Here is a 13,383-nt window from a genome sequence, read left to right as displayed (position 1 = left end):
AGTTCCAATTCAACCCACAGGAGACAGAGCATGACCGACCGCATTCACGCCCAGGCCACCCACACAGACACGCCAGAGCCCGAACCTGCTGCCCCGCCTGCCGCCCCCACCGCCCAGGTGCAGGGCTTGGATGAGGTCCTGGATGGAATCGACGACGTCTTAGAGATCAACGCCTTGACCTTTGTGCAGAGCTTCCGACAGCAGGGTGGGCAGTGACCGCGGCCTGCGCGGGCCGATTGCACCGCGTCGTCGGGATCGAGACTGAATACGGGGTTACCAGTGCTTATTTGGAGGCTCAGGCAGTCCCAGAAGAGCACGGGGCAGCGGAGGCTCAGGAGGTGGTGGAAGCACCACTGAGCGTCAAGGAGGCTGTAGACGAGCTGTTTCGGGGTGTGCCCGCCGCCAGCGGCACCCACCGCTTCACCCAAACGGGGGCGCGCCTGTACGTGGATATCGGGCTGCACCCTGAGTACGCCGGGCCGGAGTGCCTGTGGACCAGCGACGTCGTCGCCCAAGACCTGGCTGGAGATCTGCTGCTGTCCCGCATGGCGCAAGCGGCCAATGCGCGCCTGGCATCCCGTGGCGCCCGCATTCACGTTCTGAAGTCGAATACGGATGCCTGGGGAGCTACCTTCGGCTGCCACGAGAATTATCAAGTTGAACGCCAGGTGGAGCTGCCGCTCGGTGGGCTCATCGGCCTGCTAGCTGCCCGCCAGATCCTCACCGGGGCGGGGTCGCTGCCCCTGGCGCAGGCAGCTGGTGGTCCCGCAGCCACCGGGAAAGCGCCACTTGGGCCACTGCGTTATTCGGCGCGAGCTGAGCACATTGTGGGGGCCGCCTCAGCAGATCCCACGCATGAGCGGGCCTTTATTAATACGCGCGATGAGCCCCACGCCGATGCGCAGCGCTGGCGGCGCCTGCACGTTATTGCTGGAGACTCCGCCATCAGCCCCTGGACGACGGCGCTGAAGGTGGTGCTGGTGGACGCAGCCCTAACGCTGGTGGAGCGGGGCGCATGGAACCTAGCTGAGTGCGAGCTGGTGGACCCGGCAGGAGCGGCGCAATTGTGGAACCGGGACCCATTGCGGCGCTGTGAGCGGGCCGGTGGCCTGGGGGCAGTCAACTGCCCAGAGTTGCTGGACCTAGCCTTGGACCACCTGGAGACCCTGGCGGAGCTGCCCGATGAGCAGCCGGATGCACTCACCGGGCAGGTGCTCGCTCTGGCCCGTCGCGGCTGCCAGGCCCTGCACACCGGGGATTACTCTCCGGTGGTCACAGAGCTCGATTGGGCTATCAAACATCGGGTCCTGGCTCGGGTGGCGCAGCGCAGTCAGCTGGGCTGGCAGGACCCGCGGGTGCGACGGGCTGAACTGGCCTACCACGACCTGTCTGCGAGTACGGGACTGCGTCAAGCCCTCACCCAGGCGGGGCTAATGGCGCCGCTGGTGAGCCCGGAGCAGGTGGAGCGGGCCGTACAAGAGCCCCCTTCCGACACCCGAGCCAGTCTGCGGGGGCGCGTTGTAGCGGCCTGCGAAAGCACCGGCAGGTTCCTATCAGTCAGCTGGGCGCATGTGCGCTTGGACACTCCTCCCCACTCGCAGATCGACCTGCTGGATCCCCGCTGCAGCCAGGACGACGCCGTAGAGGTACTGCTTCAGGAGATCGCGGCACTGGGGCCGGTGGCCTGAGTTTTTCCTTACTCAAGGCCTAGGTCTGGTGACCGGCCCGCAGCTGTGCTTTAGGCCTGGCTGGCTGTGACTTTCAGAGTGGGCAGCAGCCAGCTCAGGCTCATTTGCGGCTACCCCTGCAGCAAATTGCTCCAATCCGCTTGCCTTCTGGCTCCGAACTATTAGTGCACAGCCAGAAGAACAGGAGCACTTATGACAAGTTTGGCGCTTATCGGTTTACTCGGGGGCTTAATTACCGGAATCTCCCCCTGCATCTTGCCGGTCCTACCAGTGATACTCCTGTCAGGCGGCGCCCAGGGAGCTCGCCAGCAAGGGGCTCAATCGGATGCCCCTGCTGTTTCCCGCTGGCGGCCTTACCTGGTGGTAGCAGGTCTGGTGACCAGCTTCACTGCTATCACTTTGCTGGGCTCCACTCTGCTTAGCCTCCTGAACCTGCCCCAGGACGTGATCCGTTGGACCGGCGTGGTGCTCTTGGCTCTAGTTGGCATCGGACTGGTCTCCTCCAAGGTGATGGGGCTGTTGGAGCGTCCCTTCTCCCGCATACGTTCCCCCAAAGCGCAGCCCTCAAATGGCTTCGCGCTTGGCCTGGTTTTGGGCACTGCTTTTGTCCCCTGCGCTGGCCCGGTACTGGCAGCTGTAGCCGTAGCCGGGTCAACCGGAAAGATCGGCCCGGACACGCTGGTGCTGGCGATCTCCTTCGCCTTGGGCACGGCCATCCCTCTGCTGGCTTTCTCCTTGGCTGGCCGTGGCCTGGTGGAGCGTCTCAACGCTCTCCGCTCCCGTCAACGGGGCATCCGGGTGGCAGCTGGCGTCTCAATGCTCGCTCTGTCCCTGGGACTGGTTCTGGACCTGCCCACCGTGCTGCAGCGCGCCGTGCCTGACTACACGGCCTCTTTCCAGGCACAGTCAGACCGTGCTCTCCAGCAGGCCCGCAAGGACAGCTCTAAGCCAGCAAGCCAGACCCAGAGTCGGGATCAGTGCGTGGATGGGGCCGAGAACCTAGCGCAGTGCGGTCCGCTGCCAGAAATCAAAGAGGCGGTTGCCTGGCTGAATACCTCTGGGGAGCAGCCTCTGAGCAGCGCCGACCGGGCGGGCAAGGTGACGCTCGTCGACTTCTGGACCTATGGCTGCCTCAACTGCCAGCGCTCCATCCCCGGCATCCAGAAGCTCCACGAGACTTACAAGGAGGCTGGCCTGCAGGTGATCGGCGTTCACTCCCCCGAGTTCGCTTATGAGAAGGAGCTAGACGGCGTCCGTGGCGGCGCCAAGAGACTAGGCATTACTTTCCCGGTTGCGGTGGACTCTGAGCTCGCCACCTGGCAGAACTTTGACAACCACTACTGGCCCGCGCACTACCTGGCCGACAACCATGGACAGCTGCGCCATGTCAGCTACGGAGAAGGTGGCAAGCAGACCCTTGAGCGCCTAGTGCGTGAGCTGCTTAAGGAAGCTAACCCCTCCGTCACCCTGCCCGCCCCCGTCTTTGCGGAGGCCTAGGCCCAGGCTCTCAGCACCTAAACTCACGCGGGCACCCGACTCCAAGCCGGGTGCCCGCGTGACTTGGCTTAGCGTCAAAACTCTTGCTTGAGGACGCGGCCCACGGCCTGCCTGGGCCGCAAAGGACCAGCAGCCGCTTACTGTGGAGGCATGACTTCCCCGGTCTCAACCTCACCCGAGCGCCGCTGGCGCGATGACCTGCACCTAGCACATCTCATCGCAGACCATGCAGACAAACTCACAGCCTCCCGCTTTGAAGCCCAAGACTTTGAGGTGGAAACCAAACCTGACCTCACCCCCGTCACCGACGCCGACCGTGCCACTGAAACCCTGGTGCGTGAACACCTGGCCCGGGCTCGCGGTCGGGACGCAATTGTGGGTGAGGAGTTCGGTGAGACCGGCTATTCCTCCCGCAAATGGGTGGTGGACCCAATCGATGGCACCAAGAACTATGTGCGGGGTGTGCCCGTATGGGCCACCCTCATCGGCCTGGTGGAGGATGAGGAGGTCGTCGTCGGCCTCGTATCCGCACCTGCGCTAGGAAAGCGCTGGTGGGCTGTGAAGGGCGGTGGCGCCTGGACCGGGCGCAGCCTCTCCGCCGCCAAACAGATCCGCACCTCCGGGGTGGCGCTGCTGGCGGATGCTTCCCTGTCTTACTCCTCCCTGTCCGGCTGGGCTGAGCGACGACGCCTGCGCGCGATGCTGAACCTAATGCAGCAGTGCTGGCGTACCCGCGCCTACGGCGACTTCTGGTCCTACATGCTGCTGGCTGAGGGGGCCGTGGACCTGGCGGCTGAACCCGAACTGGGCCTGCACGATATGGCCGCACTGGTGCCGATTGTCACCGAGGCCGGGGGCTGCTTCACCTCCCTGGCAGGCGAGCCGGGCCCCTGGGGTGGAGACGCCCTGGCCACTAACCGCCACCTGCACGACGTCGCCTTAGAGATCCTGGGCCAAGACAGCGACTGAGGCCGTTGCCACAGCCGCCAGTGTGAGCCTGACGGCCTAGCGCGAGTAGCCTGCATGGCGTCCATCTAAACCCGCTATCTGGGAGCCTCATGAACTGGCTGCACGCCGTCATCCTCGGCATCGTCGAAGGCATCACCGAGTTCCTACCGGTGTCATCCACCGGCCACCTCAATATCGTCGAGAAACTCCTCGGCTACAACATTGACTCGGTGGGGATGACAGCCTTCACCGCCGTCATCCAGGTAGGCGCCATCCTGGCAGCCGTAGTCTACTTCTGGGGCGATATTGTGCGGATCGCTACCGCCTGGCTCAAAGGCTTGGCCAACAAGGAGGCCCGGCAGGACCCCGACTACACCCTCGGCTGGGGCATCATTCTGGGCTCGGTGCCGGTTGCGGTGGTGGGCCTGCTGTTCAAAGACTTCATTGAGGTGACCTCTCGCTCCCTGTGGGTGATCGCTGGGGCCTTGGTGGTGTGGTCTGCCGTCATGTGGCTGGCGGACCAGCGCACCGACCTGCGCAAGGGAATGCGCGAGGTCTCCATTGTGGACGCCTTGATTATTGGTGGTTTCCAGGCTCTGGCCCCCGTGCTGCCGGGCATTTCCCGTTCCGGGGCCACTATTTCCGCTGGACTGTTCCGGGGTTTTGACCGCGTGACGGCCACCCGTCTGTCTTTCTTCATGGGTATTCCGGCGCTGGTGGCTGCCGGCGCCCTAGAGGCCGTAACCGCCTTTGATGAGATCAGCTCTCCCGAGATCGGCTGGACCGCCACCGGCATTGCCACGCTGGTTTCCGGCCTGGTGGCCTACGCGACCATTGCTTGGCTGCTGCGCTTTGTGTCCTCCAATAAGTTCACGGGCTTCCTGGTCTACCGGGTGCTCTTGGGCTTGGTGATTTTTGGCCTCGTGGCCACCAATGTCGTCGCCGCCTGAGGGGGCAGCAAAGTCCGCTGACTAGCGGCACACTGTGGCCCGGCTCCGGAGAGTATCCAGCGCCGGGCCACAGTGTGTTCATAGGCTCGAGGACCCTCAGCCCTCGACGACTGGGATATCCGTCAGGCGCCAGTCCACGGAAATCTGCTCGTATGTGTCATGGCGGTCGATCGTGATGGTGCTGTCACCAGTGTCCGGCCAGACCATCAGAACCCGCATGGTCTCCCCCTGTCCCAGCATCTCGCTAAGGTCCAAGTCCGTAAGCGGCAGGTGTGCGGAGGCACCAACCGGCAGATAGTCCACCGGGTACACGTACCTGCCGCCGGACAAGATGGTGACGCCGTTAGCGGTAGAGAAGTTGCTAACGCCAGCTTCCTCCCCACGCACGCTCTTGACACCACCGTTCTGGTCACGGAGCCATCTGGTCAAGGCAGGAGATCCTATAGAGCCGGTGGCCTCGACGGTCAGCAGCAACTCCCCGAAGAGCAACTGGCCCCGCCTGGTCACCTGATCGAGCGTGAGCTTCAACTTCGCTTGGTCCATCGGGCTTTCACTGACCACCCCGACGGCTCCGCTACCAACCACGCCCTTGGCTGCGGGCAAAGCCGCGTTTGGGTCAGAGGGCTTGACCGCAGTGTGAGTACCGCCGGTGGGAGTGATCACCAAGTCCACGCGACGGTTGATGGCCCGCGCGGCATCCGTGGTGTCCTTAATACGCGGCTCAGTCTCGCCCTTGCCGGTGGTGGTGACCGACCACTTGGATAGGTCTGCCAGCTCGCTCAGGCGCTTTTGCACGCTCTGGGCGCGCTTCTCTGAAAGGGTCTGGTTGTAGGCCTCGTCAGCGACGTCGTCGGTGTGACCGGTGATGGTAATAGAACCACCATTGGCGTAGGACTTGATGGTGTCTGCGGCATTGCGCAGGGCACCGTCAGCAGTGGAACTCAGTTCGGAGGAATCGGTGGCGAAGGTGACGTCACTGGAGACGGTCACCTGAATGTCCTTTTCCGTAGTGAGGCCACCAGAGGAACCGTCGTAGGCCTTGGAGAAGAACTCCAACGGCAGGGACGGGCCGCGGTTGGCATCGGGCTTGCACGCTGCCAACAGGGCTGGAGCGTCAATGCCAGTAATCGTGGAAGCCTCTACCACGTCGACCTCAAAGAAACCGGTCTCCACGAGCATCGCGATGAGCTTGGTGATCCCGGCGTCGATGCCGCCAAAGGAGAAGTACATCTCCTCCGTTTTGCCCTTGGCCAGGTACACAGGTTTCAGGTCTGTGTGGGTGGTGACCCAGACGCGTCGGTTGGCGGTGTCAATCAGACGGAGGGGACGGGTGCCCCTATTTTCATCTGAACCATTGCCCACCCAGGTCTCGGAGATCGGCGGGTAAATCTGCTCCTTCTTGCCCGGGTCGTCGGCGGGGCGGGAAGCCTTGATTTTGAGCAGGGAGGAGTTGGCGTCTACGCGGATGACCGGGCCGACCTCCACATCGATGGTGTGACCGCCGCTGAGGTTCTCAATGCGGGTCACGCCACCGGCGGGCCTCGCTTTGGAGCCGCCAGGGGTGGTGCCCGGGCCGCCGGTGCCAGGGGCTGCAGGGTTGCTGGGGGCGGGCTGGCTGGGGGTGGGGTTGACGTAGTCGTCGCCGCAGGCAGCCAGAGTGCCAGCGAGGACTGCGAGCAGGGGCACGCTCAGGGCGCGCCTGCGAGAGAGCATGGGGTTCAAGGAAGCGCGCATTGGAGTGCCTTTCTGGGAGCGTTTCGCGTTGCCTCAACGATAAGTACCGGGTGTTCACGGAAACCATGGGCAAGAATTACGCTCTACCCAGGCACTACCCGTGTAGTTGGGGAGAGCTAATCCCCGCCTGCCGCCAGTGCCCAAAACTGCGAAACTGCGCGGGACCACGGTGACACCGCAGATCCCGCGCAGTGCGGAACAGGTAAAGGCGCAGGGCACTTAGCCCTCAACGACGGGCACATCCGTCAAACGCCAAACCGGTCGGCTGCCCTTCTGTTTAGCGTCATCAGGGCGCTCCACCGTGACCGTGGACTCGCCTGTATCCGGCCAGACCACGCATACCCGCGTGGCCTGTTTGCCCTTCCACTCCTCCACCAGGTCCAGGTCCGCCAAAGGCCGGTGCGCCCTAGCGCCCTGCGGCAGGTAGTCAACGGGGAACACGTAGCCGCCGCCAGCCAACAGGGTGGGGCCCGAGGCCGCCACTATAGAAGTCAGACCGCCCAACTCACCGCGGGCATTGGCCAGGCCCCAGCCGCGCGAATCCGTGAACCAGTGATCCAGGGCGGCATTGGCGCTGCCGGAGACAATAAACTCCCCAAACAGCAGCGAGCCGCGCCGCACCACCTTTTCCAGCTTGATGTGCAGGAATTCCCCCGCCTTGCCCGGGTCTGGCACCTCCAATCCCTGCGGTCCGGGCGCAGAAGGTCCGGTTGGGGCAGGCATAGGCGCGCCAGGGTTGACGGGCCGGGTGCCGCCCTTGGTGCCACCGGTAGGTTTGATGGAGATCTCTACGCGCCGGTTGGCGGCGCGAGCTTCATCAGTGGTGTCTTTGACTTTCGGCTCAGTCTCGCCTTTGCCGACGGCGCTGACCTGCCATTTAGACAGGTCGGCGAACTCGCCCAGGCGCTTATGCACGCTCTGGGCGCGCTTCTCGGAAAGGGTCTGGTTGTAGGCCTCGTCGGCGACGTCGTCGGTATGACCGGTGATGGTCATGGTGCCGCCGTCGGGGTAGGTCTTGATGGTTTGGGAGGCGTTGCTTAAGACGGCCTCGGCGGCCGAGGATAGGTCGGCGGAGTCGGTGGCAAAGGTGAGGTCGTTGGCGGCGGTCAGGACGATCTCGTCTTCCGTGCGGCGGTCTGAGATATTGCCGTCGTAGGACTCGGTGTAGCACTCCAGGTTGATGGCTTGAGCGTGCTCGGTGTCCGCCTTGGCCTGCTGGCGTATCTGCTCCACCTGGATATTGGGGGCAGCTGCCTGGTCCACGACCTCGACTTCCAAGCAGCCGCTGCGCGAAAGCATGACGGTGGCTTTAGTAGTTTCCGGGGCAATGACGCCGAAGGTGGCGAAGAAGTCCGCAGAGGCCCCGGCTTCCAGCTTGGTAGTGCTGGAATTGCCGCGGAAAGTAGTGATCCAGACGCTGCGGGAAGTGGAGTCCACCAGACGCATCGGGCGGATGCCCAGGAGGTCGTCCGTGAGGCCGCCCAGCCAGCGCGGCTCCACGGCCAGGGCTTGGGTGGAGGGATCGTTGGCGGGTCGGTCCACATGGATAGGCAGGATGGAGAACTTGTCATCCACCCGTACCAGTGGGCCGAGCTGCACGTCCAGGGTGTGGCCGTCTAGGACGCCTTCCAGGTGGTAGCTGCGGCTGCCTGTAGTGGCGGCGGCCCCGGTGGTGGGCGGGACACCGGCGGTGGCCGAGCCTGCCGGCTTAGGTGCGGAGGTGGGTGAGGCTGACGGAGCCGGCACCCTAGCTTCGTCCCCGCAGGCAGCCAAGGTCCCAGCCACCGCTGTCAGAAGGGGTAGAGACAGGGCGCGGCGGCGAGTCAGGAGCATCTGAGTGGGGTTGCGCATGGATCGCCTTTCCACAAAGTATTTGCAGGACACTTCCACGGTACCGGTGCAGTGACCTGCCGCCGATGGGCAGGAGAGCACCCCGGCCGCACCTAGACCGCATACCGGGGTGCAGGAGTTCATGTCAGTGCTCCGTGAGAGGCTGCATCCATGCGGATTTTGCACACCTCCGACTGGCACCTGGGCCGCACCTTTCATGGCCGCGTCCTAGATGACGCCCATGCGGCCTTTACTGAGCATCTGCTGGAGCTGGTGCGGAGCGAACAAGTGGACGCCGTGCTGCTGTCCGGGGATGTGTACGACCGTGCCGTTCCGCCCGCCCAATCCGTGCAGCTCCTAGACGAGACGCTGCGCCGCCTGACTGAGCACACCCGCGTGATCCTGACTCCCGGCAACCACGACTCCGCCCGCCGCCTCGGCTTTGCCGCAGGACTCCTGCGTGAAGGGCTGGTGATTCAAACCAGCACTGAGGGCGTGGATCGGGCCATCACCCTGCCTGACGCTCATGGTCATCCCGCCGCCCTGGTCTATGCCCTGCCCTACCTGGACCCTGAGGCTGCCCGTTGGAGTCTGCCCCCGCTGCTCGCCGCCCGCCTTGGTGAGCAGGCACCTGAACCCCACAACCAGGACGATGCAGCCTGCACCGACGCGCCGGGCCCGGCCAGCCGCCTGCCGCGCTCTCATGAGGCTGTTATCAGTGGCGCTCTGCGGCTGGTAGCTGCCGACCTGGCGCAGCAGCGGAAAGGTGCCAGCACCCGCCTGCCCGCCGTCGTTATGGCCCATGCCTTCGTTTCCCCCACCGGCGCCAGGAACAATGAGGGGGAGGCTGCCCAAGCCAGTGAATCCGAGCGGGATATCAAGGTTGGTGGGGTGGATTTGGTGCCTTCTCAGGTCTTCGCCACCCTGGGCGGCTCACCCTATGCGGCGGAGTGTGGCGGTTTGGATTACGTGGCCCTGGGCCATTTGCACCGTCCCCAAGAGATCCGTCTCCCCAGCGCCCTGCGTGAGCAGGCCGAAGCTGCGGGCTCGGCGCTACCACTGCTGCGCTACTCCGGCTCCCCCCTGCCCTTCTCCTTCTCCGAAGCTCCCTTCCCCAAGTCCTCGGTCCTCCTGGAACTGGGCGCGCTCGGAGTCAGCCACAGTGAGTTGATTCCTACACCGCAGAGCCACCGGGTGGAGACACTGCGCGGCAGCCTGGAGGAGTTGCTGTCCAGCCGTTACAACGGTTTGGAGGAGGCTTGGGTGCGGGTGGAGCTCACCGGAGAGCGCGTGCATGACGCCACTGCCCGCCTACGGCGTCGCTTCCCAAACCTGCTGGCGTTAAGCCGCCTGGCCCCTCAGCAGGCTCAGCGGCAGGCAATCACCATCACCCGGCAGGCCGACCCCGGCCAGGTGGGTGACGAGTTTTTGGCTGCGACCGGTGGCAGAGCTCCTACTGCTGCCGAAAGCAACATCTTGCGTGAGGCTTATGAGGCTGTGCGTGCCACCGAGGGGGTCCACTGATGCGTATTCACCGGCTCACCCTGACCGCCGTTGGCCCTTATGCGGGCACCGAGGTGGTGGACTTTGACCGTTTCACCACCTCCGGGCGCTTTCTGCTCACCGGCCCCACCGGCGCCGGCAAAACCACCATCATCGACGCCATTGTCTTTGCTCTCTACGGGCAGGTGGCCGACGGCGAAGACTCCTCCAAGGAACGCATCCGCTCCACCCATGCGGAGCCCCACACCCACACCGTCGTAGAACTGGTGTTCTCCACTAGTGCAGGCACCTATCGGCTGCGACGCAGCCCCGAGTACCAGCGGCCCAAGAAGCGTGGCGGCGGCACCACCAAGGAAAGCGCCACCGCGCACCTGTGGCCTCTGGCCAGCCCAGAGGCCGAGCCCACCGAGGAGCCCCTCACTGGTCCCCGCGAGGTCGGCGCTGAGGTAGAGCGGCTGCTGGGCCTAAGCCGCAGCCAATTCACGCAGACCGTGGTGCTGCCCCAAGGCAAATTCGCGCGGTTCCTGCGCGCCACCTCCGCAGAAAGGCATGAACTGCTGCGCGATGTGTTTGGCACCGGCATCTACGACAGCATTCAGAAGGAGGTGGCCGAACGTTCCCGCGCCGCGAATCGCCGCAGCCAAGAAGGGCGCGCCAGCCTCGACGCCGCTGTCAGGGCTTTAGAGCCGCTGCTTCGCGCGGAGGCGCCTGGCGCCGGGGCTGAGGAGCCGGAGGCGGCAGGCCCGGACGGCAGCGCTTACCCCAGTGTTTCGCTCGCTCCCGAGGCACCGCTCACCACCAGCGCCCCGCTTGAACCCTGGCAGTGCCTCCAGGCGGCGACAGCGGAGCAGGTGCCGGACCCCAGCCAGGTGGAAGCCGTGCTGGCAGAAGCACTAAGTGCCGGGGTCACGCAGTTGCAAGAGTGGGAAGAAGGCACCAACCGCGCCCGCGAGGCCCGCACCCAGGCGGCCAGGGCCCTGGAGGCGGCCCGGACTCTCAGCGCAAACCTGGCCCGACGCAGTCGACTGCTGGAAGAGCAGAAGCAGTTGGAGGCACAGGAGCCTGCTAACCAGGCCGCCGCCCAGGACTTGGAGCGGGCGGAAGCCGCCGCACGCATCACCGCTCCGGCGCAGGTGCTCAAGCGCGCCGAAGCTACCCAGGCCCAGGCGGTCAGTCAGGCCCGTAGCCTGCTAAGCGACGCACAGCAAGTGCCGGCTGAGGGTGCAGCTGCCCTGCCCCTGCTCGATTCTCTGGGCGCATCACCGCAGCCTGCTGCCTCGGCGCTGCGCCCGCTGGAGGAGACGAGCCAGCGGCTTACTGAGGCCGCCCGGCAAAGTCGCCACCGAGCCGGAGAACTGGAAACCCTCGCCCGGACCGAAGCAGGTCTACAGCAACGGGAGGAAGACCTCGCTGCCAAACAGGGCGCGCTGGAGCAGGCCGAGACCAAAGTCCAAGCAGTCCAAGCGGAGTTAGCTGCGCGTCCCACCCAGTTGCAGGCCCTGCAGGCACGCATCGCAGCCGCCCGGCAGGCGCGGGATGCGCTACCCCAGCTCCAGCTCACCCGCGACCAAGCCCAGGCCCGCCGTGAGGCCGCCGCCGAGGCCCTCCGCCTAAATGCGCAGCTTGAGGCCGCCAAGAAGGCCGTGGCCGCCGCCCAGGCGGAAGCAGAGCAAGCGGAGGATCAAGTGCATGCCCGGCGTCGCGCCTGGATTGCCTCCACCGCTGGAGCTCTCGTATCCGAGCTGGAAGAGGGGCAGCCTTGCCCGCTATGCGGCTCAACCAGTCACCCCCAGCCAGCCCCAGTTGAAGCGGGCACGGTTACTCGCAAGGAGGTGGAGGCCGCTGAGGCCAGTGCCGCTGCCCTGCGCGCAGTGCTCCATGAGGCTGCTGCGCACCAACAGGCCCTGCGCACCAAGCAGGCCAACGCCGTCGAGCAATCTGGCGGGCAGGATCTGGAAACCAGCAAGGCGGCACTCACCGCCGCACAGGAAGCATTGGACGCCGCAAAGACCCAAGCCGCTCCCCTGGCTGAACTTGAGGCTGAGGTCCAAGCCTTCAGTCAGCAGACCACCGCGCTGACTGAAGGCGCTGCTGCCGCAGCAGCGCGTAACCAGGCCACTGCTGAAGCACTCCAGACTGAGCAGGAGGCGCTAGCCGCAGACGCCGAACAAGTCGCCGTAGCCAGGCAGGGTGCCAGCAGTGTGGCTGAGCTCGTTGATTCGCTCATCTCCCAGGCGACCGCTGCCGAAGCTAGCGCGCAGGCCATCCAAAACTGCCTGCACGCCGTCGCCGCCACCACCCAAGCACGAGCAGAGCTCCAGGCCGCGTTAGAAGCTGAGGGTTTGGAGAGCCTGGCGCAGGCTGAGGCTCTGCGCCTGCCCAGCCCAGAACTAAGCGCCCTGCGCCAGCGGGTAGAGACTGCCCGCGCAGAAAAGCACCGCCTTGCCACAGCCCTAGCCGAACCGGAAATCGCCGCCCTTACCGGTCAAGAGGAAGCAAACCTGCTCACGGCCAATGCCACCTATGAGCAAGCCGACGCCGCCCTCACCGAGGCGGTGCGCCTGCTAGAGCGCCACCGCGCAGAGCACCAGAACCTCAGTCAGGCCTGCGCCGCTGTCAGGGAGGCCGCCCAGGCCCTAGCTGAGGTAAATGCCAGCCAAGCGGCCTTACTGCGCGTAGCTGCTCTGGTTTCCGGTGACAACGATGCCAGCACTCCGCTGGCCACCTGGGTGCTCCTAGAACGTTTCCAAGAAGTGCTGGTTTTTGCCAACCAGAGGCTCGCTGAGATGTCCTCGGGCCGCTACGAACTCACGCGGGTGGACGATGAGTCTGGCTCCGCGCGCCGCAAGGACCGGGGCCTGGGCTTAGGCGTGATCGACCATCTGGTTGGGGAAGCGCCCCGGGACCCCAAAACTCTTTCTGGTGGAGAGACCTTCTACGTCTCCTTGTCCCTGGCCCTGGCGCTAGCGGATGTGGTCTCCACCGAGTCTGGCGGCATCACCATGGAGACCCTCTTCATTGACGAAGGCTTTGGCACGCTAGACCCCGAAACCCTGGAGAAGGTGCTCGCGGAGCTGGCCCGCTTGCAGGCCGGGGGACGCACTGTCGGCATCGTCTCTCACGTGGAGGAACTGCGTCGGCAAATCCCCGACCGGATCGAGGTCAAGCGCGCCGCCACCGGCTCAAGGCTCAGCGTCACCGGCAGCTAAATCCACGCCTACTTCCCACACCGG

Annotated in this window: 8 protein-coding genes and 1 pseudogene; 7 read left to right on the top strand and 2 right to left on the bottom strand. The window is 65.0% G+C overall.

What is annotated here, in order from left to right:
- Positions 1-30 precede the first annotated feature (30 nt).
- The 5 genes and pseudogenes from DR039_RS05000 (at position 31) to DR039_RS04980 (ending at position 5,083) form a co-directional block, all read left to right on the top strand.
- Entirely contained in the window at positions 31-216 is a 186-nt protein-coding gene (locus DR039_RS05000; protein WP_111836294.1) for a ubiquitin-like protein Pup, read from the top strand.
- A complete protein-coding gene (locus DR039_RS04995; RefSeq protein ID WP_111836293.1) occupies positions 213-1,688 on the top strand; it encodes a proteasome accessory factor PafA2 family protein in 1,476 nt (491 codons plus the stop codon). The genes DR039_RS05000 and DR039_RS04995 overlap by 4 nt, the downstream gene beginning before the upstream one ends.
- A 192-nt stretch (positions 1,689-1,880) precedes the next feature.
- A pseudogene (locus DR039_RS04990) lies at positions 1,881-3,182 on the top strand (cytochrome c biogenesis protein/redoxin); the annotation flags it as partial.
- Between the two features lie 153 nt (positions 3,183-3,335).
- On the top strand, positions 3,336-4,154 hold the full coding sequence (gene hisN / locus DR039_RS04985; protein WP_111836291.1) for a histidinol-phosphatase: 819 nt from the start codon (positions 3,336-3,338) through the stop codon (positions 4,152-4,154).
- Between the two features lie 89 nt (positions 4,155-4,243).
- Positions 4,244-5,083 (top strand): undecaprenyl-diphosphate phosphatase, encoded by an 840-nt coding sequence (locus tag DR039_RS04980; RefSeq protein ID WP_111836290.1) that lies wholly within the window; start codon positions 4,244-4,246, stop codon positions 5,081-5,083.
- 96 nt (positions 5,084-5,179) lie between these two features.
- Here DR039_RS04980 and DR039_RS04975 read toward each other — a convergent pair whose 3' ends face one another.
- Together DR039_RS04975 and DR039_RS04970 are read right to left on the bottom strand one after the other, a co-directional pair.
- A complete protein-coding gene (locus tag DR039_RS04975) occupies positions 5,180-6,817 on the bottom strand; it encodes an OmpA family protein (RefSeq protein ID WP_111836289.1) in 1,638 nt (545 codons plus the stop codon).
- Positions 6,818-7,036: 219 nt separating this feature from the next.
- Positions 7,037-8,668 carry an OmpA family protein gene (locus DR039_RS04970; RefSeq protein WP_170166853.1) on the bottom strand — a complete coding sequence of 544 codons (1,632 nt, stop codon included), beginning with the start codon at positions 8,666-8,668 and terminating at the stop codon, positions 7,037-7,039.
- 150 nt (positions 8,669-8,818) lie between these two features.
- Between DR039_RS04970 and DR039_RS04965 the strand changes: the two genes are divergently transcribed.
- Both DR039_RS04965 and DR039_RS04960 read left to right on the top strand, forming a co-directional pair.
- Positions 8,819-10,171 (top strand): exonuclease SbcCD subunit D, encoded by a 1,353-nt coding sequence (locus DR039_RS04965; RefSeq protein WP_111836287.1) that lies wholly within the window; start codon positions 8,819-8,821, stop codon positions 10,169-10,171.
- Positions 10,171-13,359 carry an AAA family ATPase gene (locus DR039_RS04960; protein WP_111836286.1) on the top strand — a complete coding sequence of 1,063 codons (3,189 nt, stop codon included), beginning with the start codon at positions 10,171-10,173 and terminating at the stop codon, positions 13,357-13,359. The genes DR039_RS04965 and DR039_RS04960 overlap by 1 nt, the downstream gene beginning before the upstream one ends.
- Positions 13,360-13,383: the final 24 nt, after the last annotated feature.

The organism is Actinomyces bovis, from assembly GCF_900444995.1.
GTDB lineage: Bacteria > Actinomycetota > Actinomycetes > Actinomycetales > Actinomycetaceae > Actinomyces > Actinomyces bovis.
This window is presented reverse-complemented; position numbering and strand designations above follow the sequence as displayed.